This is a genomic window from Lentzea sp. NPDC060358 (genome assembly GCF_042725365.1).
In the GTDB taxonomy this organism is placed as follows: Bacteria; Actinomycetota; Actinomycetes; order Mycobacteriales; family Pseudonocardiaceae; genus Lentzea.
The window spans coordinates 1-25,394 of the sequence record NZ_JBHXCW010000102.1; the positions used below are offsets into that span (position 1 = coordinate 1).

A 25,394-nucleotide genomic window follows, 5' to 3' on the forward strand; every position below is an offset into this window, starting at 1 on the left:
GCTCACCCGTTGTCGCGCAACCGCGACCACCGGGAGCTCAGCGAGTCCCAGATCTCCCGGTACCGCTCGAACATCTCCCGGACCCGCTCCGCCTCCACCTGATCGGCCGGAGTGGACGCCACGTAGTACGACAGGTCGTCCTCGAGCCGGTGGAACCGGGAGGACGCGTCCTCCATCAGCACCCACAGCGACCGCCACGCGAAGAACGGCTCCAAAGCGGACACGACCGTCACCACGGCGACCAACGCGAACGCGGTACCGGTCCAGGGGTCGAGGTTCTGCAGGCCGAGGATGATCGTGGACACCGCCGAAAGCACCAATGTGGTCAGTCGGACGGCAACGGACTTCCAGCGGAACCGGTGTTTTCTCGACCTCGCGTACGCGTGTCCACGCCGGATCTGCGACTGCAGGTGATGAGCGAGCTCGAGGGGCTTCAGGCCGGACGGCAAGCCGGACTCGGACGGCTTCGGCAGGTCGGTCACGCACGAGAGATTAGTTACCCGGTACGTTCGCCGCGTGCAGTTCGCAGGACCGAGAACCTTGCTCGCGATCCACGCCCGTCCCGGCGACGAGTCGACGTCGACCGGGGGCTTGCTCGCCCGCTACGCCCGCCAGGGCGCCAGAACCGTCGTGGTCACGTGCACCAACGGCGAGTTCGACGACGCTCCCAACGGGGCCGTGCCCGGTGAGTTCGGGCACCACCCCAAGGCCGTGGCCGCGCACCGCAGGGCCGAGCTGTTCGCGGCCTGCGACGCGCTGGGGATCACCGACCTCGAGATGCTCGGCTACCACGACTCCGGGCTCACCGGCGAGGTGCCGGAGGGCGGGTTCTGCACCATCCCGGTCGAGACGGCGGCGGGGCGGCTCGCGGCGCTGATCGAGCACTTCCAGCCCCAGGTCGTGGTCACGCACCACAGCACGCACCGCGACCACGTGCACGCCAACCGGGTCGCGGCGATCGCGATCGAACGCACCGGCATCCCCGCCAAGCTCTACCTGACGGCGAAGGACGGGTCGACGACCATCGACATCAGCGAGGTCGCGGACGTCAAGCGCAAGGCGCTGCAGTGCCACGCCAGCCAGCAGGTGCACGGGGCGTTCGCCCTTCAGGAGCACTTCTCCCGGAAGATCGACGTCACCGGCGCGCCGCTGCCCGAGACGGACGTCTTCGCCGGCATCACCACGAGCGGTCCGGACCTGCCGCGCTGGTGAGGACGCCGGTGGTCGTCCCCACCGGACGCGGCGGTACTCCGGAACCGATCTCCCGGCTCAGCGACGCCCGAGCGACGTGCAGGTGAAGCCCGCACGGCGGATGACGTCCGGGTCGAGGATGTTGCGCATGTCGACGACGACGGGCTGGCGCACGGTGCCGGCGAGGCGCGCCCAGTCCAGGGAGCGGAAGTCGGGCCACTCGGTCAGCACGACGAGCGCGTCGACGTCCTTCGCCATCTGGTACGGGTCGTCCACAACGGACACCGAGCCGAGGTCGCGGCCGCCGGGCAGCGCCGGGTCGTAGCCGACGAGCTCGGCGCCCGCCTGGCGCAGCATCGCCGCCACGGCCAGGGCCGGGGAGTCGCGCAGGTCGTCCGTGCCCGCCTTGAACGTGAGGCCCAGCAGGCCGAGGCGCACGTGGGACAGCGAGCCGCCGCGCTTGCCGGTGACGGCCAGGCGCACCTTCTCGACCATCCGCTGGCGCTGGCGCTCGTTGGTGTCGATCGTGGCGCGCAGCAGGCGGAACTCGAAGTCGGCGGCGTCCGCGACCTGGAGCATGGCGTGGGTGTCCTTCGGCAGGCACGAACCGCCCCAGCCGGGACCGGGGTTGAGGAACGCCTGGCCGATGCGCTTGTCGTAGCCCATGCCCTCGGTGACGTCGGTGATGTTCGCGCCGAGCCGCTCGCACAGCTCCGCGACCGCGTTGACGTACGAGAGCTTCATCGCGAGGAAGCAGTTGGCCGCGTACTTGACCATCTCGGCCGAGGCCGCGTCGGTCAGCACCGTCGGCGCGCCCAGGCGGGCGTACAGCGCGGCGACGCGTTCGGCGGCGTCCTGCTGGTCGCAGCCGACGACGATCCGGTCGGGGTTGAGGAAGTCGTGCACGGCCGAGCCCTCGCGGAGGAACTCCGGGTTCGACACGACGGCCACGTCGTCGCGGCGCAGCAGCTCCGCGGTGCGCACGGCGGTGCCGACGGGGACCGTGGACTTGTTCACGATCACGCAGCCGGACGGCAGCAGCTCGCGCGTCTCGTCCACAACGGACTCGACGGCCTGCAGGTCCGCGATGCCGCCCACGCCCATCGGGGTGGGCACGCAGAGGAAGACGACCTCGGCGTCGGCCACCGCGGCCGAGGCGCCGAGCACGAACGTCAGGCGCCCGGACGCGAGGCCCTCGGCGACCAGTTCGGCGAGGCGGGGTTCGAGGATGTCGACCTCGCCGCGCGAGAGCCGCTCGACCTTCGCGGCGTCGACGTCCGCGCAGACCACGCTGTGCCCGAGCGAGGCGAGGCAGGCCCCGGTGGTGAGGCCGACGTAGCCGGTGCCGACGACGGCGATCCTTCTGACGAACATCATTCTCCCGTTCGGGTCACGGCGAACGCGCGGAGCACGGCGTCGTCGCTCACGTCGATCATCTTGTTGCCCCACTGGTCGGTGCCCGCGCCGAGCTCGGGCCTGCCGCCGGGGAACGGGCCGCGCGAGGCGAACCCGGTGAGCCCGTCGAACACCGCCACGTAGTTCTCGGCCTGCGGGCGCCAGTCGAGCTCCGCCTCGCAGCGGCGCCGGCCCTCGAAGCCCAGGCGCGCGCGGCGCTCCGCGTCGTCCAGCAGGTCGAGCAGCGACGTGGTGAACGCCTCGACGTCACCCGGCTCCACGTAGACGGCGCAGTCGCCGGCGGACACCACGGTCTCCGTCAGCCGGTACGACAGGACCGGCAGCGCGTAGGCCATGTACTCCATGGTCTTGTTCATGGTGGACACGTCGTTCAAGGGGGACAACGGGTCCGGGCCCAGTCCGACGGACGAAGTCGACAGGTAGCGCGTGATCTGTTCGGGCCCGACCCGCCCGGTGAACTCCACGTACGGGTCGAGACCCCACGCCTTGGACTGGATCTTCAGGTCCTCGAGGCAGTCGCCGAAGCCCAGCAGCGCGAACCGGACATCGGTGCGCCCGCGGTCGAAGACGACCCTGCGCGCCACTTCCAGCACGCCGTCGACGCCGTCCTGCGGGCCCATGATCCCCAGGTAGGCCACGAGGTGCTTGCCGCCGCGCCGCAGCTCGTCCACGCCCTCGACGGGTCGCATGACGGTGGTGTCCGGCCCCGACCGCACGACGGAGGTGTGCTCGCGCGGCACGGAACCGCGCGTCCACGCGATCTTCTGGTACGAGGTGTTGGTCGACGTCACCCGGTCGGCCGTGCGGAACGTCCTGCGCTCCAGCCACTTCAGGATCTTGTACTGCGCCTTGCCCGCGAGGCCCTTCGGCTCGCCGAAGCGCGAGAGGAACACCTCGGGGTTGAGGTCGTGGTGGTCGAAGACGAACTTCACGCCGCCGAGCCGCCACAGCAGGGCGAGCGCCCAGTAGGTGTCCGGCGGGTTGCACGCCTGGAGCACGTGGAACCGTTTGCGCGCACGGACCTTCACGCTCAGCAACGCCGTGCGCACCCAGCAGTACAAGAACTCCCACGCATAGCCCAGCGCGCCTTCGGCCTGCGGCGGCGGAGCGTACTTGTACAGGTGCACTCCGTCGAGAACCTGGTGAGCCGGGTCACCCGGTCCCTTGGGGCAGATCACCGAAACCTCGTACCCGGCGGCGGTGAGGGCACGGCATTCCAGCCACACCCGGCGGTCCAGCGGCACGGGCAGGTTCTGCACGATGATCAGCACGTGGGGTGATGACGTCACGCCCTTGTTCTCGTTCCCGGGGGCCAAACGGTTACAGCCGAACCGGATCTCGTAACGGAGGTTCCGAAACGCTCGATGTAGCGGGCACAAGCGGAAAAACGAGGAGCGGTTGTGGAGCGGTCACCTGTCGCGGTGGTCATCGTCACGTACCAGAGCGAACAGGTCATCGGCGGATGCCTGGACTCGCTTCCCGACGACGTGAGGGTCATCGTCGTCGACAACGCTTCCACCGACGGCACCGTGGCCGCCGCCACTCGTCCCGGCGTGGAGGTCCTGCGGAACCCGGTCAACGGTGGATTCGCCGCGGGCGTGAATCTCGGCATCAAGGCCGCGGAGGGCCACGACGTCCTCGTGCTGAACGCGGACATCCGGTTGCACCCCGGAGCCGTGCAGGCACTGCGCGCTGCGGGCAAGCCGATCACCGTTCCCCGCGTGGTCGACGAGAGCGGCGCGTTGTCGCACTCGCTGCGCCGCAAGCCGGGCGTCGCAGGCGCCTTCGCGGAAGCCCTCCTCGGTGGCGGGCGCGCGGGCCGCGCCGGTCTGGGCGAGACGGTCACCGCCCCCATCGCCTACCAGGGCGCGCACGCCGCCGACTGGGCCACGGGCTGTGCCTGGCTGATCACCCGGGAGACCGTCGAGGAGCACGGCCTCCTCGACGAGCGCTTCTTCCTCTACTCGGAGGAAACCGACTACATGCTGCGCGCCGGCGGCGTGTGGTTCGAGCCGCGCGCGACGGTCACGCACATCGGCGGCGAGGTGTCGACGAACGCCCGCCTGTGGTCGATGCTCGCGTCGAACAAGGTCCGCCTGCACCGCGAGCGCCGCGGCCGGTTCGCCGGGTTCCTCATGTGGCTCGCGGTGGTGGCGAACGAGGGGCTTCGCGCGCGGTCGCCGAAGCACCGCGCGGCGCTGAAGGCGCTCTTCGGGATGCGGCGCTGGCCGGAGGAAGTGGCCTCCGAGGGGCCCAGCTACCTGTGCTTCAGCGCACAGGACTGGTGGTACCACAACCGGGCGCACTCGGACTTCCAGCTCCTGCGCCGGGTCGCGAAGCACCGCAAGGTGCTGCTGGTCAACAGCATCGGCCTGCGCATGCCGTCACCGGGCAGGAGCACGCAGTTCCTGCGCCGGATCCTGCGCAAGGCCAAGAGCGTCGCGATGCTCGTGCGCCGGCCGATCCCCGGGACGCCGAACTTCTACGTGATGACACCCGCTCCCCTGCCGTTCTACGGCAAGCCGTGGCTGCGCAAGCTGAACTCGGTGCTCGTCCGGACCCAGGTCCGCGCGGTGTGCTTCTTCCTGCGCATGGGCACGCCCGTGGTCGTCGCCACGATCCCCACGGCGTGGGACGTCGTGAAGCCCATGAGAACCAGGGGACTGGTCTTCAACCGGTCCGACCGGCACTCGGCGTTCCCCGAGGCCGACCAGGGCACCATCGCGGGGCTCGAGAACCAGCTGCTGTCCAATTCGGACACCGTGCTCTACGTCTCGCGGGCGTTGCAGGACGAGGAGTCCGCGCTGACCGGTGACCGTGCGCACTTCCTCGACCACGGTGTGGACGTCGACCACTTCACCCGCCGCACCGAACTTCCCGCGGACATCGCGTCGATCCCCGGGCCGCGCATCGGGTTCTTCGGCAGCCTCGACGACTACCTGGTGGACTTCGACCTGATCGAGAAGGTCGCCCAGGAGTTCCCCGACGCCTCGGTCGTGCTGATCGGCGACGCGACCTGCTCGATGGAGCGCTACGCGAAGTACCCGAACGTCCACTGGCTGGACTTCCGGTCCTACGAGGACATTCCCGGCTACGGCTCCGGGTTCGACGTGGCGCTCATGCCGTGGCTCGACAACGACTGGATCAAGCACGCCAACCCGATCAAGATGAAGGAGTACCTCGCCCTCGGCCTGGCCGTGGTGTCCACGGACTTCCCCGAGGTCGGGCGCTACGGCGACGTGATCCGGATCGCGTCCGGCGAGGCCGACTTCATCGACCAGGTCCGCCTGACGCTCAAGGACGGCGGCCTCAAGACCCCCGCCGAACGCCGTGCGGCCGTGCTGACCGCCTCGTGGGACTCCCGTGCCCGTGAACTCATGCAGCTCTCGGAAGGGCAGTAGCCATGTGCGGCATCGCAGGCGTCCGGCGGTTCGACGGCGCGCCCGTCTCCCCCGAGCTGCTCGCCGAGATGGCGAAGCGGCTGCACCACCGCGGACCGGACGACAGCGGGTACTGGTCGGACGGGCCGGTCGGCTTCGCCCACACCCGGCTCTCGATCATCGACCTCGCGGGCTCGCCGCAACCGATGGCGGGCGCGTCCGGGACGACCACGATCGCGTTCAACGGCGAGATCCTGAACTACCGGGAGCTGCGCACCGGCCTCGCGTACCCGTTCCGCACGAACGGCGACACGGAGGTCCTGCTGGCGCTGTACGAGCAGCACGGCCCATCGGCGGTGTCGAAGCTGCGGGGCCAGTTCGCCTACGCGATCCACGACGACGCGACGCGCGAGACGCACCTCTTCCGCGACCGCCTGGGCATCCTGCCGCTGTACTACTACGCGGACTCGACGATGTTCGCGTTCGCCTCCGAGATCAAGGCGCTGCTGCCGGCGATCGGCGCGGCGGAGGTCGACGAACGGTCACTGCACGACTACCTGGCGCACCGGTCGGTGCCCGCGCCGTACACGCTGGTGCGCGGCGTCCGGAAGGTGCCGCAGGGCCACCACCTCGTCGTCACGGCGTCCGGCGAGGTGCGCACCGAGGCGTACTGGGAGTTGCCGCGCGAGTCGGAGATCCGCTCCGTGACGCCGCAGGAGGCCGTGCGGCTCGTGGACGAGGCGCTGACCGCCTCCGTGCGCGACGCCCTGGTTGCGGACGTGCCGGTCGGGGCCTACCTGTCCGGCGGCGTCGACTCGTCGCTGATCACGGCCCTGGTGGCGCGGGAACGCGGTGACGCGGAGCTGCACACGTTCTCCGCGGGCTTCGGCGACCCGCGCGTCGACGAGATCCACTGGGCCGAGAAGGTCGCGGGCATCGTCGGCAGCCGCCACCACAACGTGGTCGTCACGGCCGACGACTTCCGCGACAGCTGGGCCAAGCTCTCCTGGCACCGCGACGCGCCGCTGTCCGAGCCCGCCGACGTGGCCGTGTTCCGCCTCGCCGAGCTGGCCCGGCGGGACGTGAAGGTCGTGCTGTCCGGCGAGGGCAGCGACGAGCTCTTCGGCGGCTACCCGAAGTACCGCTTCGCCACCGCCACCCGCCTCGCGGGCATCGCGCCGTCGTTCGCGTTGAAACGCTTGGAGAAGGCGCTCCCGGCCTCCCGGGCACGGCTCGGCATCGCCCTGCGCGCGATCGGCGAGCCCTCCTACGCCGAACGCATGCGCGGCTGGTTCGCGCCCTTCACGGTGGCCGAGCGGTCCGCGCTGCTGGGCGGTCCGGCCACGAGGTCGGTGCTGGAGCCCTACGAGAACGGGCGCGGGGACGCGTTGCGGCGCATGCTCTACGCCGACTCGCACACCTGGCTCGCCGACAACCTCCTCGAACGCGGCGACCGCATGTCGATGGCGGCGTCGCTCGAGCTGCGGCCGCCGTTCCTCGACCACCGGGTGGCCGAGCTCGCGTTCTCACTGCCCAGCAACGTGAAGGTGCGCGGTGGCACGACCAAGTGGGTCGTGAAGGAGGTCGCGCGCAAGCACCTGCCCGCCGACGTCGTCGACCGGCCCAAGTCGGGCTTCAAGGTGCCGCTCGACGCCTGGTTCCGCGAGGGGTTGCGGGACATGGCGTACGACCTGCTGACCGGGCCCACGTCGTTCGTGGGCAAGACCTTCGACGGGGCGGCGGTGCGCTCGCTGCTCGACGACCACAGCTCGGGTGACCGCAACGAGCAGCCGCGCATCTGGACGCTGCTCTCGCTCGAGGTCTGGCACCGCACGCTCAACTGGTAGGGGTCCCATGTACGTCGCCTCCTCACGCCCCTCCAAGGCCGACTTCCGCAAGCGGTTGCCGGGCACGGTGTTCGCGCTCGGCACGGTCAGCCTGCTGACCGACGTCTCCGCCGAGATGATCACCGCGTTCCTGCCGGTGTACCTGCTGTTCACGCTGCAGCTGGGGTACGCGCAGTTCGGTCTGCTCGACGGCATCTACACCGGTGCCACGGCCGTGCTGCGGCTCGTCGGCGGCGGCGTGTCGGACAAGTTCCGCAAGCCCAAGGCCGTCGCGGCGGCGGGCTACGGGCTGTCGGCGGCGACGAAGCTGTTCTTCCCGCTGGTGGGCGCGTCGCCGTTCGGCATCGGCGCGCTGATGGCCGCCGACCGGGCCGGCAAGGGCATCCGGACCGCGCCGCGCGACGCGATGATCTCGCTCGCCACGCCCGAGGACCGGCTCGGTGCGGCGTTCGGCGTGCACCGCAGCATGGACACGTTCGGCGCGCTGCTGGGCCCGCTCATCACGTTCCTGCTGCTCGCCCAGATCGGGATGGTGCCGGGGCCGATCTTCGCGGTGTCGGCGGCGTTCGCGGTCGTCGGGCTGATCGTGCTCGTGTCGTTCGTGCGCGAGCCGAAGACCGGGAAGCCGAAGGGGCCGCGGCCGTCGTTCCGCGCCGGGCTGAACCTCCTCACCGACAAGCAGTTCCGCAGGACCACCATCGCGGCCGGGCTGCTGGGGCTCGCGACGGTGTCGGACGCGTTCGTCTACGTGCTGGTGCAGAAGGCCACGAACATCTCGCTGGGCTACCTGCCCCTGCTCCCGCTCGGCACGGCGGTCGTCTTCCTCGCGGCCGCCGCGCCGCTCGGGAAGCTGTCGGACAGGGTCGGGCGCTGGCGGATGTTCCTCTGCGGACACGCGCTGTTGCTGGGCGTGTACGCGTTGCTGTTCATCCCGGAAGGCGGGATGGGGATCGCGATCGCGGCCCTGTTGCTGCACGGGCTGTTCTACGCTGCCACCGACGGCGTGCTGTCGGCCAAGGTGAGCGAGACTGCGCCGGAGTCGCTGCGGGCGTCGGGGTTGTCCGTCGTGCAGACGGGTCAGGCGTTGGGACGACTTGTGTCGTCTGTCGCTTTCGGACTGCTGTTGCAGTACACGAGCATCTCGGTCGGCGTCACGGTGGCGCTGGCCGCACTCACCGTGATGCTCATCGCGAGTTACGGTCTCAACCGCGAGCAGCCAGCTTCTGCTTGATCTTCTCGAAGCCGCCCTTGCCCAGCACCTTCATGGCCGCGTTCTTCGCGGCCACGCGGCCGGAGTCGCGCACGAACCGGATCGGCTGGTCGACCAGCCGGTCCTGCGCCTTCGCCACTGCCCCCGGCTCGGACACGTCGTCGAGCGAGGTCCCGAACGCCGCCCGGTACGGCTCCGGCGACACGAGCCGGCCGCGGGTCCGGTTGGAGACGTTGCCGCCGTGCACGACCTGCAGCCACCCCGGCGCGCCGCCCAGTTCCACGACGGGGAAGTGCAGGTGCATGTGGTTGTGCCAGTGCGCCCAGCACGTCACCGGCTCGTCCCACGACTCGCGGACCGACACGAACGCGTTGTGCCGGTCGACGCGGTGGTAGAGCCCGCCGGGAGACTTGATCAGGCCGTTGACCAGGTAGTACGCCGCCGTCGTGGTCGGGCGGGGTGCGGCGCAGAGCCGTTCCACGAAGTCGACGGCGAGACCGTCGTCGTTGTCGAGGTTCGTGGTGATGAGCTCGGAACCGGTGCGCGGGAAGAGCGACCGGATGTCCGACCTCAGCTCCTGCCGCGAGACCTCCGCGCGGTAGACGGGCGTGTACGCGTCACCGTGGGAGGCGATCCTGTCCTTGAGCCATTGCGGTGATTCGGGGTCGAAGTAGATGAGCCACCGCGTCCGCTTGTCCGTCTGCGCCTGGACCGATGGCAGGCAGTAGCGCTCGAACAGCGCGATGCGCTCGGTCAGCCATCCTTCCTTCGCCCGGACGTAGCTCTCGGCGCCCTTCGAAGGCAGGTTGAAGCGCGTCAGGATGACGTGGTCGGCCATGACTCCCCTTACTCCGGTCATCGCCTACATCGCCCGCCACGCGCAAAACGTTCCGCTAACGAATGCGGGCGCAGATCGATACCCAGGGTGTGCCAACGCTTCCCACGGTGGACGTCGTGATCCCCTGCTACAACTACGCCCATTTCCTGCCCGCCTGCGTGCGCAGCGTGCTGGACCAGCCGGGCGTGGACGTGCGGGTGCTTGTGATCGACGACACCTCATCGGACAACACGCCCGAGGTGATGGCCGAGCTGATGGCCGCCGACAAGCGCGTCGAGGGCTACCGGCACGAGGTGAACAAGGGGCACATCGCCACCTACAACGAGGGCCTGCTCGACTGGGCGAGCGCCGACTACACGGTGCTGCTGTCGGCGGACGACCTGCTGGCGCCGGGGGCGTTGCAGCGCGCGGCCGCGGTGTTCGAGCAGAACCCCGAGGTGGGCATGGTCTACGGGCGCGTCGTGTACTACAGCGACCACGACGCGTTGCCGAAGGTGACGCAGCTGCCGGCCACGACGAAGGTCTGGCGCGGCGAGGAGTGGATCGAGAACCGCTTCCGCAGCAGCCGCAACGTGATCTCCTCGCCGGAGGTCGTCGTGCGCACGAAGGTCCAGCAGAAGGTCGGCGGCTACCGCGCGGACCTGCCCCACGCGGGCGACCTGGAGATGTGGCTGCGGATCGCGGCCGTGTCGGACATCGGGTACGTCAGCGGCAAGCCGGGCGCGTATTACCGCGTGCACGAGAACTCCATGATGCGCACCACGTTCAAGTCGGTGTTCGCCGACCTGGAGCAGCGGCGCGACGTTTTCGACCTCGTGCTGGAGCAGAGCCCCGGCCTGCCCGGACGGTTGAGGGCGTTGGCGCGCAAGGCCATCGCCGCGGACGCGCTGTGGCGCGCGGTCCGGTTGCACGACCGCGACCAGCTCGACGGCACGGAGCAGGAGCTCCTCGACTTCGCGCGGGAGACCTACGACCGCCTCGAGGAGCTGCCGGAGTACCGCGCCCTGCTGCGACGCCGGAAGTTCAGCCCGTCGTTCCTCAACCGCACGCAACTCTTCCTCGCGCCGCATGCCTTCAAGAGGGCGAAATTGTGGATCGGGACGCAACGGTGGAAGTGGCGGGGCGAGTGGTGAGCACGGTCGACCAGGACAAGGGACAGCTCGAAGGCCGGGTCTCCTCGGCGATCCGCTGGAGCGCCGTCAACTCGTTGCTGCAACGGCTCGCCGCCGTCGGCATCAGCGTCCTGCTGGCCCGCCTGATCGCGCCCGAGCAGTTCGGCGTCTTCGCGGTCGCGCTCGTCGTCCTCAACATCGTCCTGAGCGTCTCCGAGCTCGGCGTGAGCGCCGCCCTGGTCCGCCACAACGGCCCGGTCGAGGAGATGGCGCCGACCGTGACGACGCTGTCGCTCGCGTCGGGCGGTCTGCTCGCGTTGATCTGCGTCGTCGGCGCGCCCTGGTTCTCGAACGCCATGGACGCGCCCGAGGCGACCGGCGTCATCCAGCTCATGTCCGTCGCCCTCGTCATCGCCGGCGCCACCGCGGTGCCGGGCGCGATGATGCAGCGCGACTTCCGGCAGGACCACAAGTTCTACGCCGACACCGCCGCGTTCGTGGCCGGCACGGCGGTCGCGGTCGTGCTCGCGCTCATGGGGTTCGGCGCGTGGAGCCTCGCGTGGCAGCGGATCGCGCAGAACCTCTCGGCCGCGGTCATCATGTTCTGGCTCACCAAGGACCGGTTCCGGCCGGGCTGGAACCCCGCGCAGGCCAGGGAGCTGCTCGCGTTCGGCCTGCCGCTCGCGGGGTCGAGCCTGCTGATCTTCGGCGTGATGAACGTCGACTACATCGTCGTCGGCGCCGTGCTCGGCACCGTGCCGCTGGGCTTCTACCTGCTCGCGTTCAACCTGGCGAGCTGGCCGGTGGCGGCGTTCTCGGCGCCGGTGCGCAGCGTGTCGCTGGCCGCGTTCTCCAAGGTGCGCGAGGACGCCGAGCTGTTCCAGAAGGCGTTCGGGCGCGCACTGGGCCTCCTCGCGCTCGTGACGGTGCCCGCGTGCGTGCTGCTGGCCGCCCTGGCCGAACCGCTCATCCGCGTCGTCTACGGCGAGCGCTGGGCCCCCGCGGCGGCCGCCCTGGCGCTGCTGGTGCTGCTCGGCGCGGTCCGGGTGGCGCTGGAGCTGGGGTACGACTTCCTCGCGTCCGCCGGCCGGTCCAGGGCCATCCTGTGGATCCACCTGGTGTGGCTGGGCGCGCTCGTGCCGCTGCTGGCGCTGGGCGCGCACCTCGACGGCATCCGCGGGGTCGCGGCGGCGCACGTGATCGTCGCGGTGCTCGTCATCACGCCCGCGTACCTCGTCACGTTCAAGCCGTACGGCATCCGCGCCGGCGCTCTCGGCGCCCGGCTCCTGCGGCCGTTCCTCGGCGGCGTGCTGATGGTCGCCGTGGTGCTCGGCGTGCGGACCGCGATCGACAGCGAGCTGCTGCAGATCCTCGTGGGCGGTGCGCTGTCGTGCCTCGCCTACGCGCTCGTGGTGTTCCCGATGAGACACGAAGTCCTTGCCGTGCTGAAGAAGAGGGCCAACGCGTGAGACGCCTGAGGCAGGTCACGAAGATCGTCCGGGAGCAGGGTGCGAAGCAGCTCGGCGCGCGGCTGCTCACCGCCGCGTCGCGCCGGCTCGGCGTCGAGGGCGAGGAGATGCCCGTCCGCCTGGAGGACGTGCGGCGCGCCGACGTCGACGAGCGCAAGCCCGTGCGCGTCCCGCCGATCCCGCCGGGCGGGCGGCTCACGGTCAACTGGGTGACCACTCCCCCGTCGAAGGGCTCCGGCGGGCACACCACGATGTTCCGGCTCATCCGGCACCTGGAGTCGGTCGGGCACACGTGCAAGCTCTACCTGTACGACACGTTCGGCAACACGGTCTCCGACCTCGAACCCGGCATCCGCGCGGCGTTCCCGTTCTTCCAGGGCTCGATCCACGACGTCTCGGACGGCATGGCGGACGCGCACGCGGTCTTCGCGACGGCCTGGATCACCGCCTACCCGGCGTTCAACGACCCGTGCCGGGGCAAGCGGTTCTACCTCGTGCAGGACTACGAGCCGTGGTTCTACCCGCAGGGCGGCCTCTACACGCTGGCCGAGAACACCTACCGGATGGGCATGCACGGCTTCACCGCCGGCCGGTTCCTCGCCGACAAGGTCCTCGACGAGCACGGCATGCCCGCCGACCACTTCGACTTCGGCTGCGACGCCGACCGGTACTCGCTGCGCGGCGAGCAGCGCGACGGCATCGTCTTCTACGCCCGGCGCAAGGCCCCGCGGCGCGCGTTCGAGCTCGGCCTGCTCGCGCTCGAGGTGTTCGCCGAGAAGCACCCGGACCTCAAGATCCACGTCTACGGCGAGAAGATCGGGCAGCTCGGGCCGCAGTTCGTCGACCACGGCCTGGTCACACCCGACGACCTGAACGCGATCTACAACCGCTGCTTCGCCGGCCTGTCGCTGTCGATGACGAACGTGTCCCTGGTGCCGCACGAGATGCTCGCCGCCGGATGCATCCCGGTGGTGAACGACGCGCACTTCAACCGCGTGGTCCTGGACAACGACCACGTCCGGTACGCGGCACCGACCCCGCACTCGCTGGCGCGCGCTTTGTCCGAAGTGGTCACATCGCCGGACTTCGACGCGATCGCCCGCGCGGCCGCGTCCAGTGTGGAGGGACGTTCCTGGGATGCGGCGGGACTCGAGCTGGAGAAGGTGCTCGGGCGCGAGCTCTGCACGTGAGCGGCGCTCACGTCACGGGCGAGGGCGAGGTGGCGTCCGGGATCAGGACCTCGGCGGGCTTCGAGCCGTCGGCGGGGGCGAGGTGAACGGCGGGCAGCCGGGCGTCCTTGGGCACCGCGGCGAACGCGACCTCGGTCTCGCCGAGCCACGTCGCCTGGTCGTCGATGCCCGCCGTGCCCGGCAGCCGCTTCTCCTCGTTCGTCGCGAGGTCGAGCACCGCGAGGTCCCACGGGCCGAGGCGGCCGATGCGCTTCTTGTAGGCGACCTTCGTGCCGTCCGGGGAAAGCGAGGGACACTCGGCATCGCGCCGCAACGACGTCACGGCCTTGGTCCCGAGATCTCCCTTCACCAACCAGGTGAATCCACCACTCGCCAGAGTGGCGTAGAACGTCCGATCGTCGGAACCGACGGTCAGACCCCAGTAATTGACGTCACTCGCGGTGAGCGGAGCACCCTCCACAGTGGCCGCGAAGTGCTCGATCGATTCGACCGTCTCCCCCGTGCGGACGTCGAAGAAACCCGTCCGGGTGGAGAACCCGCCCGGCACGGAGTACGAGTCGCCGGTGACGAAACTCGTCCACGACACCACGTTGCCGGACTTCGAGACCTTCGCGCGGCTGGGGATGCCGGGCAGCGGAACGCTCTTGACCGGCTTGCCGTCCCGGCTGACCTCGGCCGCGTAGGACGGGCCGGGACCGGAGAGCTTGAGGCACACGCTGGTGCCGCCGGAGACGTAAAAGCGCTGGCAGGCGAGGTCGGTCGGGGTGCGGGTACCGCCTTCGGCGAGCTTCTCGACGCGGTTCTGGCCGCCCGCGAGGTCGACGAAGAGCAGGTCGCCCGTCTTGGCCTTCGACACGTTCTCCGCGCCCGCGGGCTGCTTCGCGTCGGTGGCCGCCGTGACGACGTAAGCCGCCGTCCCGCCGATCACAACGAGGATGGCCGCCACCGTCAGGGCCAGTCGTCGCACACGCATTCCGCCTCCTGGATTCCCCTCCTTCATCGCCGCCGCGCTACCGGCTGTAACAGTTGGCAGCTCACCCCGATTTTCCTGGTGGGCGATACCCTGCGAACAGTGCGATGGCAAGACCGAGCCGCGGATCGGGGATGTTGATGGACTTCTGGGGCACCGTACGAGTGCTGCGGCGGCGGTGGTACATCGCCCTGCCCGCAGTGCTGCTCACCGGCGTCCTCGCCCTGTACGTCTACGTCACCGTTCCCACGCGGTACGAGTCGAGCGGCGTGCTGGTCCTCACCTCCCCCGCCGCCGGCGGCCGGTACTCGGAGAAGACCAAGCCCGAGGACGTGGTGAAGGTCAACCCGCTGCTGCAGTTCGACGGCAGCCTCACGACCACCGCGCAGATCCTGACGCAGGTGCTGGGCGACCCGAAGACCGCGGAAGAGCTGGCGGGCAAGAACTCCACGGCCACCTACACCGCGAACACCGGTCCCGTCGGCGGCCCGCTGCTGTTCATCTCGACCGAGGCCGACTCGGCCGAGTCGGCGGAGGGTCTCGTCGGCAAGGTGCTCGAGAAGACGGTGAACGAGCTCGCGGCGCAGCAGAAGGCGTTGAACGCACCCGAACAGACGTTCATCACGGCGCAGATCCTCGTGAAGCCGACCACGGCGTCGGCCAAGATCGGCGGCAAGGTCCGGTACGTCGGCGCGGCCACGGTCGTGCTGCTGCTGCTGACGATCGCCTCCACCTTCGCCGCCGACTCGATCATGAACCGGATGCGCAAGCGCAAGGGCGAGGAGGGCGCGGAGGAGCCGGAGTCCGAGAAGGACACCGCGCCACCGCCGCCGTCGCACGCCCCGCCGTCGCGGCCCCAGCCGAACGGCAACGGCCAGCCGCGGCCACCGCAGGGCGTGCCGAACGCCCACCAGAAGACGGTCATCATCCCCGCGCCCAAGCCCACGAACCCGGCATGGCCGACGAAAGACGACTGACGCACCAGCGCGCCGACGGCGCCACGCTCGTGATCTTCTACGTGCTGGCGCTGCTCGTCGTCCCCGCCCGGTTCACGATCGCGTTCGTCCCGATCACCCTGCCGCCCGCGCTGTTCGTGGCGCTGTGCCTCGCGGTCCTGTGGTTCGCCGCCCACCTCGTCGACCACCTGGGCCTCGCGAAGGGCCGCAACACCGTCCGCACCCTGCTCGGGCTGTTCGTCGTCCTGCACCTCGCCACCTACGCGCTCGCCACCCGCCGCTACCTGCCGGCGGACGAGCTGTCGGTGTCCGACTCGTCGCTGATCCGGATCGTGGCGATGTCGGCGCTCGCGGTGTTCGTGATCGACGCGATCCGCAGCGGCGAGCGCCTGAGCCGCATGCTCAGGGTGATGGTCGGCTGCCTGACGGTCAGCGCGTTCGTGGGGCTCATCCAGTTCGGCATCGGCCTCGACCTGGCGTCGTACATCACGCTGCCGGGCCTGCGCGTGCAGGACAACGGCTACTCGGCGCTGGAGTCGAGGTCGATCTTCTTCCGCCCCGCCGGCACGGTGAACCACCCGATCGAGTTCGGTCTGGTCTGCGTGCTGGGCGTGCCGTTCGCGGCGCACTTCCTGTTCCAGGCGAAGGACCGCGGCGAACCGAGCGGCCGCTGGCTGGCCGCCCTGTCGCTGCTCGCCCTGATGGCGATCCTGTCGCTGTCGCGCACCGCGATCATCGGCCTGGTGGTGACGGGCGTCGTGCTCGGGGTGCTGCTGCCCCGCCGCCGCGGCCTGCCGCTGCTCGGTGTCGGCGCGGTCTTCCTGGGCGGCGCCTCGGCCGTCGTGCCGGGGCTCTTCGGCACCGTCACGTCGATGTTCTCGAACATCGAGGACGACCCGTCGTTCCAGGGCCGCACGAAGGACTACGACGGCGCGTGGCTGGAGATCGCCAAGCACCCGTGGCTGGGGCGCGGCTTCGGCACGTTCCTGCCGTCGAAGTACACGATCCTCGACAACCAGTACCTGCTGACGATGATCGAGAACGGGTACCTGGGGCTGCTCGCCTACGTGCTGCTGTTCCTCGGGGGGATCTACGCCGCGCTGCGGGCTCGTTCGCTGTCGAAGGACGAGAACGTGCGGGGCTTGGCGGTGTGCCTGGTCGGGGCGATGCTGACCTCGGCGCTCGGGGCGGCGACCTTCGACTCGCTGAGCTTCAGCGTGGCGACCGGGATGACGTTCCTCCTGCTGGGGACCTCGGGGGCCCTGCTGCGGATCGCGCGGCAGGAGGCGGACCGGGCGCGGAACCCGGTCGGCCCGGCCGACCGGGTCGAGCGCGCGTGAGCCGGAAGCCCACGAGGACCGTCCCGGTCGTCACCTGGGTGTCGTTCGAGGTCGCGGTCGTCAGACCGCCTTCAACCCGTCCGGGGTCTCCTCGTGCCGGATCCCGCACTCGGGACACGACAGGTCGTCCGCCAGCCGCACCCCGCACGCGCAGACCCACCCCTTGACCACGGCCGGGTTCCCGGCCACGAAGGCGTGGGCGGGCACCGACCGCGTGACCACCGAACCGGCCGCGGCGAACGCGTGCTCGCCGATCACCGTGCCGCACACGACGACCGTGCCGGCGCCGAGGGTCGCGCCGCGCCGGACGAGGGTGGTCTCCAGCGCGTCGCCGGTCTTCTTCACGTGCGCGCGGGGCCGCAGGTCGTTGGTGAACAGCACGTTCGGGCCGAGGAACACGTCGTCCTCGCACGTCACGCCGTCGAAGACGAGAGTGCTGTTCTTGACCGTCACGTTGTTGCCCAGCACCGCGCGCGACTCGACGAACGCGCCGTCGCAGATGTTGCAGTCACGGCCGATGCGGGCGCCCGGCAGGACGTGCGCGAACGCCCACACGCGCGTGCCGTCGCCCACGTCGGAGGACTCGCACAGGCCGTGCGGGTGCACGCGGACACCGGTCATCGCAGCGCCTCCGCCAGCGCCTCGACCACGCGGGTCTGCTGCGCCTCGGTGATCTCCGGGAACAGCGGCAGCGACAGGATCTCCGCGGCCGACTGCTCGGCCACCGGGAACGAACCCGCCAGCGAGGCGAACGCGCCCGTCCTGTGCAGCGGCGTCGGGTAGTGGATGCCGGCGCCGATGTCCGCGGCGTGCAGGGAGGAGAGCACGCGGTCGCGGTCCGCGACGCGCACGACGTAGAGGTGCCAGACGGGCAGGTTGCCGTCCAGGACCACCGGCGTCCGCACGCCGGGGACGTCGGCCAGCATCTCGGTGTAGCGGGTGGCGGCGGCGCGGCGGGCCTGGTTCCAGCCCTCGAGGCGGCGCAGCTTCGCGGACAGCACCACGGCCTGCAGCGTGTCGAGGCGGCTGTTGAAGCCGAGGACCGGGTGCTCGTACTTGCGCGGCGAACCGTGCTCGCGCAGCAGGCGGACCGACTCCGCCACGGCGTCGGACGTCGTCAGGACCGCGCCGCCGTCGCCGTACGCGCCGAGGTTCTTGCCGGGGTAGAACGAGGTCGCGGCCGCGACGCCGAGGCCGCCGACCGCGGTGCCGTTGCGGCGGGCGCCCTGGGCCTGCGCGGCGTCCTCGACCACCGGCACACCGGGAGGCAGCAGCTCGACCGGGGCCGCCTGGCCGTAGAGGTGCACGGGCACGACGGCCTTGGTCCGCGAGGTGACCGCGGACGACACCGCGGAAGCGTCGATCAGCAGCGTGTCGTCGACGCAGTCCACGAGCACGGGCGTCGCGCCGCAGCGGGCGACGGCCTCGGCCGTGGCGATGAACGTGTTGGCGGGCAGGACGACCTCGTCGCCGTGCCCGACCCCCAGTGCGCGCAGCGCCAGTTCGATGGCGTCGGTGCCGTTGCCGACACCGATGGCGTGCGGGACCTCCTGGTAGGCAGCGAACTCCGACTCGAACCGGGCGACCTGGGGGCCTCCGATGAAGGCCGTCGTCTTGAGCACCTCTGCCCAGCCGTCGGCCACCTCGTCGGCCACCTGCTCGTGCTGCGCACGCAGGTCCACCAGCGGAATCTCGATCACGCGCTCTCCCCACGCAACGGGCGGGCCGGAACGCCGGCCCACGTCTGGCCTGCCGGAACGTCCTGCAGGACAACGGCTCCCATGCCCACGACGGCACCGGCGCCGATCTTGCACCCCTCGCGCACCAGGGCTCCCTGTCCCAGGTACGCGGACTCCCCCACGAACACTCCCCCGCCGAGCGAGGCTCGGCCGGCGAACGTGACGCCGTCCGACACCTCGTCGTCGTGGGTGATCAGCACGTGCGGCATCGCCACGACGTGCCTGCCCACCGGCAGCGGGGTCGTGATCACGACCCCCGCCAGCAGCACGGTCCCGGCGCCCAGCGAGGCACCGGACGTGACGGCCGCCGGATGAACGATGGTCGCCCACCGCTCGTCCGGCAACCCGAGACGGGACACGAGCCCCAGCCGGGACAACGGCCGCCGCGCATTGGCGATGCACGCCACGACGGCCGCGTCCGGGTGGTCGCCGAGGCTGCCGAGCCCGCCCAGCACGGGCACCCCGTCGATCAGGGTGCCGTGCAGGGCGGCGGTGTCGTCGAGAGCCCCGACGGGGTTCCAGACGTCCGGGAGCAGGCGGACCGCCGCGAGCACCTCGCGGGCGAGTCCCCCTGCTCCGATCAGCAGCAACGGCCTGGGGGTCACTGGAACACCACGTCGACCCAGTAGTTGCCACCGTTGTAGGACGACGTCGGGAACCCGGAGCCCGGGGCGAACACACCGGCCGAGGCAGTGGCTGCCAGCGGAGGCGAGGTCACCGAGCCGAAGTAGCCCGAGTTCACGGCGTAGTGGCCCGTGGTCGTCGTGTACGAGGCCACGTACGTGGTCCCGGCCGTGAGCGGCACCGGTGTCGTGAACGTCAGCGTCTGCCAGCCCGACTCGGTCTCGTTCGAGAACGTGCCGGTCGCCAGACGGGTGCCGTCCGCGGACCAGAGCGACCCGGTGTGGGTGCCGGTGTTGCCCGCGCCCTTGTAGAACTTCACGCCGGTGACCTGGCCGTTCGTGCTCGACGTGAACTTCACGCCCAGCTCGTACGGGCTCGTGTCGTCGGACGACGTCACCGAGGGCACCGTCGCCGCACTGAACAGCGAGCACGGACAGGTCTGCGTCGTCGCCGTGGTGAACGACCACGTGACCGGACCGGCCATCATGTTCCCGAACGTGTCCGCTGCCTTGACGCTCACCGAGTAGACGGTGGACGCCGCGAACCTGGCGGCCGGCGTGAACGTGATCATCCGGCTGTCCGGCGAGAGCGACCTCGTGCCGGCGATCTTCGCGCCGCCGGGGTCGGTGACGTCGAACTGCGCCGAGCCGAGGTCGACGGCCTCGTCGAACGACACGGTGACCGTGGAGTTCAGCGCCACGTCCGACGCGCCGGTCAGCGGCGTGTGCGACTGCGCCACCGGGGCGTCGTTGTCGGCGTTGGGCTGGTAGACGACGTCGACCCAGTAGTTGCCGGAGCCGTAGGTCATCGTCGGGAACCCGGAGCCCGGCACGAACACGCCGTTCTGCTCCTGCGGTGCCGACAGCGGGCCCGAGTTGACCGCACCGGTGCCGAAGTACCCGCCGTTCACCGCGTAGTGGCCGGTGGTCGTCGTGTACGAGGCGGTGTAGGTCTGCCCGGCGCTGACGACCACGGGCTGCGAGAACGTCAGCGTCTGCCAGCCGGTCGCGGTCTCGTTGCCGAACGTGCCGGTGGCGAGCCGCTGGCCGGTGGAGCTCCACAGCGAGCCGGTGTGCGTGCCGGTGTTGCCCGCGCCCTTGTAGAAGCGGACACCGGTGATCTGACCGGACTGGGTCGGGCTGAACCGCACGCCGAGCTCGTACGCGCCCGAGTCGTCCGCGGACGTCTCGTCGGGCACGGTCGCCGTGCTGAACAGCGAGCACGGGCAGGTCGGCGTGGTCGTGGTCGTGAAGGTCCACTCCGCGGGCGCCGGCATCGCGATGCCGTTGACGTCCGCGATGCCCACGTGCGCCTTGTACTGCGTGCCGACGACGAGCTTGCCGGACGGCGTCCACGTGACGGTCTTCTGGTCGCCCGAGAGCGACACCGAGCCGGTCAGCTTGGCGCCCTTCGGGTCCGTCAGCCAGATCTGCGCCGACGCGGGGTCGACCGGTTCGCTGAACGTCGCCGTCAGCGCGCTCTGCAGGCCCACGTTCGTCGCGTTCACGGCCGGCGTGCGGCTCGTGATCGACGGCGGCGTGGTGTCACCGTTGAGCCCGTTGCGGTAGATGACGTCGACCCAGTAGTTCGTGGCGTTGTACGAGCCGTTCGGGAAGCCCGTGCCGTACTTGTAGACGCCGTTGCCGCCGTCGGCACCGTTCTGCAGCGCGTGCAGCGACTGGTAGCTCGCCTCCTGGCCGTTGAAGTAGCCGGAGGTGACCGAGTACCGGCCGTTGGGCGCGTTGTACGACACGACGTAGGTCGTGTTCGCCTGCACCTGGACGGGCGAGGTGAACATCAGCTTCTGCCAGCCGGACGTCGTCTCGGCGTTGAACGTGCCGGTCGCGAGCAGCAGGCCGTTGGCCGTCCACAGCGAACCGGTGTGCGTGCCGGTGTTCCCGCTGCCCTTGTAGAAGCGGACGCCGAGGACCTCGCCCTTGCCGTCGAAGCGGACCTTCGTGCCGACCTCGACCTGGCTCGTGTCACCCGAGTCGACCACCGCGGGGGCCGCGAAGTCGTCCCAGACCGTGCACGGGCAGGCGGCCGGTCTCGGCGAGCCCGTCGTGAACGTCCAGTTCGCCTGTGCCGACAGGTTTCCCGCCGCGTCGGCCGCTCGCATGGTCACGGTGTAGGCCGTGGCGGCCGCGAGCGGCGCGGACGGCGTGAACGTGATCGTGCGGGCGTCGTTCGAGATCGTCTTGGTGCCCGTCACGGTGCCGCTCGGGCCGGTCACGGTGACCTGCGCCGAGTTGAGCGTCACGTTCTCGTCGAACGTGCCGGACACCGTGGTGTTGAGCGCGACGGAACCGGCGTTGGAGACCGGGGACATCGCCGACTGGACGGGTGCGCGGGTGTCGGGACCGGGGTCCGTCGCCCACACCACGTCGACCCAGTAGTTCGTGTGGTCGAACGTGTTGTTCGGGAAGCCGGCGCCGAAGCGGAACACGCCGTTCGGCCCGTCCACACCGGACTTGAGGCCGGTGATGGGTTCCATGTACGCCTGCTGCTGGTAGAACCCGCCGCTGTCGTAGGCGAAGTGCCCGGTCGGCGTGTAGTACGACACGATGTAGGTCGTGTTCGCGTTCACCGCGATCGGCGACGGGAACAGCAGCGTCTGCCAGCCGGTCGCGCTCTCGTTGACGAACGTGCCGGTGGCGAGCAGGTCGCCGTTGGCCGCCCAGAGCGACCCGGTGTGCGTGCCGGTGTTGCCGGTGCCCTTGTAGAACTTCACGCCGCGGACGTAGCCGTTGCTCGCGGCCTTCCACTTGACGCCGAGCTCGAGCTGCGAGCTGTCGTCGGCGGAGGTGACCTTCGGGACCTCCTGGCCGGAGAACATGCCGCACGGGCAGGTCCTGGTGCCGACGTTCGGGGTCGCGCTCACCGGTGCGGAGAGGTTCAGCGAGTCGTCGACCGCGCGGACGCGCAGCTGGGCGGTGCCGGACTGCGACGGCGTGTAGGTGTAGCTCCACGTCGTCTGGCCGGCCTGCCAGTTCGCGTAGTGCCAGCGCGTGCCGCCGTCGGTGGAGACCTCGACGCCCGCGACCTTGCCGGCGGCGTCGATCACGGTGCCGCTGAAGGTGTAGGGCTGGCCGACCGTCGACTGCGCCGGCAGGTTCGTGATCTGCACGCCGGGGGCGACGTTGTCGTTGATGGCACCGGAGATCGTGAGCTGGTCGGCCCCCCACAGCTGGTAGGGCTGCACGCCCATGTCCGCGAGGAAGTTGACCGTGGCCTGCTTGATCCGCTTGTCCGACGTCGGCGTGTTGGTGAGGAACGCGTGCTCGTCGTCCACGCCCCAGGCCCACTGGACCGTGCCCGCGCCGAACACCAGCGCGCCCGAGGGTGCGCGGTAGTAGGTGATGGCGTGGGTCTCGGTGCCGCCGCCGTACTCGTCGCCGTAGTTCTTCAGCGCGTAGTAGCCGTCGAGGTTGACGCTCGTCCGCGACATCTGCGCGACGCCGGCGGGCTGGAAGCCGTTGTCGTACACGGTGTTCCACTCGTAACCCAGCGTGCCGGGCTGGAACGTGTACGTGCTGCCGGACGCCATGTTCGGCAGGTCGGTGTTGCGCCAGAGCCGCATCTTGCCGTAGGCGGCCGGCACCTGCAGCGAGTCGTCACGCCGGCCGTTCACGGTGAACATGTTGCCGAGCAACGCGTTCTCCGGTCTGCCGCCGTCCTGCGGCGGGCTGTAGCGCGGGTCGCGCCACGTGCCGGTCCAGGTGTTCTCGCCGTCGTTCTGCGTGCCCTTCGTCTCCTTGAAGCAGACGATGGTGCGCCAGTCGGTCTGGGAGGAGTCCGTGCTCTTCTCCCACTTGGTCTTCCAGAAGATCTCGTTGCCGGTCAGGAACGCCATGTGCACGCCGGCGTCGCGGGCGGCCATCACGTTGTTCCACTGCTCGTTCGACCAGTACTCGTCGTGGCCGACGGCCATGAAGACCTTGTGGTTCTTTATCAGGTTGCCGCGCCGGGCCGAGTCCACGTCGGTCGTGTAGCTCATGTCGTACCCGTTGCGCTCCAGGAACCTGAGCATGGGGTACTCGGCGTTGAAGATGAAGTTCTCGTCGCCGTCGCCGCCGGTGTACGGGCGGTTGTAGCTGACCTTGTACGCGCTGCCGCCCTGGCCGGGGCCGTCACCGAAGTAGAGGCTGTTGCCGCCGTAGCGGTTGTAGGCGACCCAGGTGGCGTCGGAGGTCTGGAAGAAGATCTTCGACTGGGAGCTGTCGTCGCGGACGACGAACGCCATCTCGTTCTCGGCACCGGTGTCGTTGCGCGTCATGCGCACGTAGTAGATGCCGGAGACCGCGGTGGACGGGATGTTCCACGTGAGCGACACGGCCCAGTTGCCGCAGTCGATCAGCGCGGTCGGCCCGTCTCTCAGACAGGGAGGTTGGTTCTGCGGCGTGTTGCGCTGGACGGTGCCCATGTACCGGGCGCCCTTCCCGCCGTACCAGCCCATCCGGTAGACGTCGAGCTTGTACGACGAGGCGGAGGTCAGCATCTTGAAGCTGACCGTCTGCCCGACGTTGTAGCTGATGTCCGTCGTGTACCCGAGGATCGAGTCGTCGCGGTACTGCGCCTGCCAGTTGTCCGCGCCGGTCTGCGTGTTCTCGCACGCGACCTTGTTCGTGACGGGGAAGTCACACGGGGCGGCATTGGCGTTGGGGGCGTTGAACACCCCGAGCATGAAGAACGAGGATGCAATCAACGCCGTGATCATTAGCACCCGCATGAGACGCGACTGCTGAGCCACCATTGGGTTTCACCTCTCGGACGGAGTTACCGTGTGTGATCCGCGCACTACGCTGGACAGCACAGGGCTGCTACTCCGAACGTCGGCGATCTGGTTGAAGCTGTTACGTGTCAACAGAAGAAAGTTCTGGCAAAACCGAAATCACCGTGTTTCAACCACGGACGGTCAGGCGGGATGCGTGGAGAGTGTCCGACAGGGCCGTCACGACCTGGTCCTGTTCGGACTCCGTCATCTCGTGGAACAGCGGCAGGATCAGGGTTCTGGCCGTGAACTCCTCGGTCACCGGCAGCGGCGCGCTGTCGTGCCCGTAATAAGCCGGTTCGAGGTGTGACGCCATGATCCCGCGCCGTGCGCTGACACCCCGTTCCGCGAGTCCGGAGAGGACTGCCTGGCGGTCCGGGCCGCCCTCGGGCAACCAGACCCAGAAGGACTGGTAGTTGGTCGTCCCGTACTCGGGGTCCGCCACCGTCTCGACGACGCCGTCCAGCAACTCGTGGTAACGCGCGGCCAACTCACGGCGACGGGCGATGATCATGTCCAGTTTGGACAGCTGCACCAGCCCGACGGCGGCCTGGATGTCGGTCATCCGGTAGTTGAAGGCGGTCTCGAGGTACTGCTCGATGACGGCGCTCCCGCCGTGGTGGCGGTCCGCCGCCGACACGCTCATGCCGTGCTCGCGCAGGCGCTTGAGGCGCACAACCCAGTCGGGGTCGTCGGTCGTGACCATGCCGCCCTCACCCGTGGTGAGGAGCTTGCGCGGGTGGAACGACCAGGCGGCGAGCAGCGCGTTCGCGCCGACCGGCTTGCCCTTGTAGGTCGAACCCGACGCGCAGGCCGCGTCCTCGATGACGGCGATGCCGCGCGGTTCGCACAGCGCCTTGATCGCGTCGACGTCCGCGGGCACGCCGGCCTGGTGCACGACCATGACCGCGCGGGTGCGCTCGGTGAGCACCGGTTCCACAGTGGACGCCGTCAGGTTGCCGGTGGCCGCCTCGATGTCGGCGAAGACCGGGGTCGCGCCGGTGTAGCGCACGGAGTTGGCCGTGGCGATGAACGACAGCGACGGCACGACGACCTCGTCGCCGGGGCCGATGCCGAGCACGTGCACCGCGAGGTGCAGGCCGGTGGTGCAGGAGGACACCGCGACGCCGTGGTTCGCGCCGACCGACGCCGCGAAGGCCTCCTCGAACTCGCGGACCCGCGGGCCCTGCGCCACCCAGCCGGACCGCACGGCTTCGGCGGCGGCCAGTGCTTCTTCTTCGCCGAGCAACGGCCGCATGACCGGAATCACAGCTCTACCTCTTCTGGTGGACGGGCTTTCGTACCTGCAGGTGCGGCCGCGACGCCGCCGAACTGGGTTTT

General features: G+C 69.9%; 19 protein-coding genes. 9 read left to right on the plus strand and 10 right to left on the minus strand.

From position 1 onward, the window contains the following. Positions 1-2 precede the first annotated feature (2 nt). Entirely contained in the window at positions 3-482 is a 480-nt protein-coding gene (locus ACFWGZ_RS21825; protein WP_382453390.1) for an SLATT domain-containing protein, read from the minus strand. A 34-nt stretch (positions 483-516) separates the two neighbouring features. On the opposite strand from ACFWGZ_RS21825, the gene ACFWGZ_RS21830 reads away from it, so the two are divergent. Beyond that, on the plus strand, positions 517-1,212 hold the full coding sequence (locus ACFWGZ_RS21830; RefSeq protein ID WP_382453391.1) for a PIG-L deacetylase family protein: 696 nt from the start codon (positions 517-519) through the stop codon (positions 1,210-1,212). 57 nt (positions 1,213-1,269) lie between these two features. Here the strand turns inward: ACFWGZ_RS21830 and ACFWGZ_RS21835 are convergent, their stop codons facing one another. Both ACFWGZ_RS21835 and ACFWGZ_RS21840 read right to left on the minus strand, forming a co-directional pair. Beyond that, positions 1,270-2,565 carry a UDP-glucose dehydrogenase family protein gene (locus tag ACFWGZ_RS21835; protein WP_382453392.1) on the minus strand — a complete coding sequence of 432 codons (1,296 nt, stop codon included), beginning with the start codon at positions 2,563-2,565 and terminating at the stop codon, positions 1,270-1,272. Further along, positions 2,565-3,896, minus strand: coding sequence for a glycosyltransferase family 4 protein (locus ACFWGZ_RS21840; protein WP_382453393.1), 1,332 nt, complete (start codon positions 3,894-3,896; stop codon positions 2,565-2,567). Before ACFWGZ_RS21840 ends, ACFWGZ_RS21835 begins: the two co-directional genes overlap by 1 nt. Before the next feature lie 111 nt (positions 3,897-4,007). On the opposite strand from ACFWGZ_RS21840, the gene ACFWGZ_RS21845 reads away from it, so the two are divergent. From ACFWGZ_RS21845 to ACFWGZ_RS21855, 3 genes are read left to right on the plus strand one after another with little or no spacing between them, the layout of a single operon-like run. Next, a complete protein-coding gene (locus ACFWGZ_RS21845) occupies positions 4,008-6,008 on the plus strand; it encodes a glycosyltransferase (RefSeq protein ID WP_382453394.1) in 2,001 nt (666 codons plus the stop codon). A gap of 2 nt (positions 6,009-6,010) precedes the next feature. Continuing rightward, positions 6,011-7,834 carry an asparagine synthase (glutamine-hydrolyzing) gene (asnB, locus tag ACFWGZ_RS21850; protein ID WP_382453395.1) on the plus strand — a complete coding sequence of 608 codons (1,824 nt, stop codon included), beginning with the start codon at positions 6,011-6,013 and terminating at the stop codon, positions 7,832-7,834. Positions 7,835-7,841: 7 nt separating this feature from the next. Further along, positions 7,842-9,065, plus strand: a complete 1,224-nt coding sequence (locus ACFWGZ_RS21855) for an MFS transporter (protein ID WP_382453396.1) — start codon at positions 7,842-7,844, stop codon at positions 9,063-9,065. Here ACFWGZ_RS21855 and ACFWGZ_RS21860 read toward each other — a convergent pair. Beyond that, complete coding sequence (locus ACFWGZ_RS21860) at positions 9,037-9,882, minus strand: glycosyltransferase (RefSeq protein ID WP_382453397.1); 846 nt, start codon at positions 9,880-9,882, stop codon at positions 9,037-9,039. The two genes, ACFWGZ_RS21855 and ACFWGZ_RS21860, sit on opposite strands and share 29 nt — an antisense overlap. Positions 9,883-9,989: 107 nt before the next feature. On the opposite strand from ACFWGZ_RS21860, the gene ACFWGZ_RS21865 reads away from it, so the two are divergent. The 3 genes from ACFWGZ_RS21865 to ACFWGZ_RS21875 are packed head-to-tail and all read left to right on the plus strand — an operon-like array spanning position 9,990 to position 13,653. Further along, entirely contained in the window at positions 9,990-11,015 is a 1,026-nt protein-coding gene (locus tag ACFWGZ_RS21865; RefSeq protein ID WP_382453398.1) for a glycosyltransferase, read from the plus strand. Further along, entirely contained in the window at positions 11,012-12,463 is a 1,452-nt protein-coding gene (locus tag ACFWGZ_RS21870) for a lipopolysaccharide biosynthesis protein (protein ID WP_382453399.1), read from the plus strand. Before ACFWGZ_RS21865 ends, ACFWGZ_RS21870 begins: the two co-directional genes overlap by 4 nt. Then, the gene (locus tag ACFWGZ_RS21875; RefSeq protein ID WP_382453400.1) at positions 12,460-13,653 is read left to right on the plus strand and encodes a glycosyltransferase family 1 protein; all 1,194 of its coding nucleotides are present in this window, start codon (positions 12,460-12,462) and stop codon (positions 13,651-13,653) included. Before ACFWGZ_RS21870 ends, ACFWGZ_RS21875 begins: the two co-directional genes overlap by 4 nt. 7 nt (positions 13,654-13,660) lie before the next feature. Here the strand turns inward: ACFWGZ_RS21875 and ACFWGZ_RS21880 are convergent, their stop codons facing one another. Further along, positions 13,661-14,626, minus strand: a complete 966-nt coding sequence (locus ACFWGZ_RS21880) for a hypothetical protein (RefSeq protein ID WP_382453401.1) — start codon at positions 14,624-14,626, stop codon at positions 13,661-13,663. Between the two features lie 137 nt (positions 14,627-14,763). Between ACFWGZ_RS21880 and ACFWGZ_RS21885 the strand changes: the two genes are divergently transcribed. Further along, entirely contained in the window at positions 14,764-15,600 is an 837-nt protein-coding gene (locus tag ACFWGZ_RS21885; RefSeq protein ID WP_382453402.1) for a hypothetical protein, read from the plus strand. Beyond that, positions 15,579-16,919 carry an O-antigen ligase family protein gene (locus ACFWGZ_RS21890; protein ID WP_382453403.1) on the plus strand — a complete coding sequence of 447 codons (1,341 nt, stop codon included), beginning with the start codon at positions 15,579-15,581 and terminating at the stop codon, positions 16,917-16,919. The genes ACFWGZ_RS21885 and ACFWGZ_RS21890 overlap by 22 nt, the downstream gene beginning before the upstream one ends. Before the next feature lie 60 nt (positions 16,920-16,979). Here the strand turns inward: ACFWGZ_RS21890 and ACFWGZ_RS21895 are convergent, their stop codons facing one another. The 5 genes from ACFWGZ_RS21895 to ACFWGZ_RS21915 all read right to left on the minus strand — a co-directional run bounded on the left by ACFWGZ_RS21895 (position 16,980) and on the right by ACFWGZ_RS21915 (position 25,323). Next, positions 16,980-17,540: an acyltransferase gene (locus ACFWGZ_RS21895; protein WP_382453404.1), complete on the minus strand. Its 561-nt coding sequence runs from the start codon at positions 17,538-17,540 to the stop codon at positions 16,980-16,982. Beyond that, entirely contained in the window at positions 17,537-18,619 is a 1,083-nt protein-coding gene (locus tag ACFWGZ_RS21900) for a DegT/DnrJ/EryC1/StrS family aminotransferase (protein ID WP_382453405.1), read from the minus strand. The genes ACFWGZ_RS21895 and ACFWGZ_RS21900 overlap by 4 nt, the downstream gene beginning before the upstream one ends. After that, positions 18,616-19,263 carry a NeuD/PglB/VioB family sugar acetyltransferase gene (locus tag ACFWGZ_RS21905; RefSeq protein WP_382453406.1) on the minus strand — a complete coding sequence of 216 codons (648 nt, stop codon included), beginning with the start codon at positions 19,261-19,263 and terminating at the stop codon, positions 18,616-18,618. Before ACFWGZ_RS21905 ends, ACFWGZ_RS21900 begins: the two co-directional genes overlap by 4 nt. Continuing rightward, positions 19,260-24,035 carry a DUF4082 domain-containing protein gene (locus ACFWGZ_RS21910; RefSeq protein ID WP_382453407.1) on the minus strand — a complete coding sequence of 1,592 codons (4,776 nt, stop codon included), beginning with the start codon at positions 24,033-24,035 and terminating at the stop codon, positions 19,260-19,262. Before ACFWGZ_RS21910 ends, ACFWGZ_RS21905 begins: the two co-directional genes overlap by 4 nt. Positions 24,036-24,183: 148 nt before the next feature. Then, on the minus strand, positions 24,184-25,323 hold the full coding sequence (locus ACFWGZ_RS21915) for a DegT/DnrJ/EryC1/StrS family aminotransferase (protein ID WP_382453408.1): 1,140 nt from the start codon (positions 25,321-25,323) through the stop codon (positions 24,184-24,186). Between the last annotated feature and the right edge of the window lie 71 nt (positions 25,324-25,394).

What these genes read in the sequence shown, in the direction of transcription:
- ACFWGZ_RS21890 (WP_382453403.1), top strand. Translation starts at nt 15,579, where the DNA reads ATGGCCGACGAAAGACGACTGACGCACCAGCGCGCCGACGGCGCCACG.
- ACFWGZ_RS21885 (WP_382453402.1), top strand. Translation starts at nt 14,764, where the DNA reads ATGGACTTCTGGGGCACCGTACGAGTGCTGCGGCGGCGGTGGTACATC.
- asnB (WP_382453395.1), top strand. Translation starts at nt 6,011, where the DNA reads ATGTGCGGCATCGCAGGCGTCCGGCGGTTCGACGGCGCGCCCGTCTCC.
- ACFWGZ_RS21860 (WP_382453397.1), bottom strand. Translation starts at nt 9,882, where the DNA reads ATGGCCGACCACGTCATCCTGACGCGCTTCAACCTGCCTTCGAAGGGC.
- ACFWGZ_RS21910 (WP_382453407.1), bottom strand. Translation starts at nt 24,035, where the DNA reads ATGGTGGCTCAGCAGTCGCGTCTCATGCGGGTGCTAATGATCACGGCG.
- ACFWGZ_RS21835 (WP_382453392.1), bottom strand. Translation starts at nt 2,565, where the DNA reads ATGTTCGTCAGAAGGATCGCCGTCGTCGGCACCGGCTACGTCGGCCTC.
- ACFWGZ_RS21880 (WP_382453401.1), bottom strand. Translation starts at nt 14,626, where the DNA reads ATGCGTGTGCGACGACTGGCCCTGACGGTGGCGGCCATCCTCGTTGTG.
- ACFWGZ_RS21895 (WP_382453404.1), bottom strand. Translation starts at nt 17,540, where the DNA reads ATGACCGGTGTCCGCGTGCACCCGCACGGCCTGTGCGAGTCCTCCGAC.
- ACFWGZ_RS21855 (WP_382453396.1), top strand. Translation starts at nt 7,842, where the DNA reads ATGTACGTCGCCTCCTCACGCCCCTCCAAGGCCGACTTCCGCAAGCGG.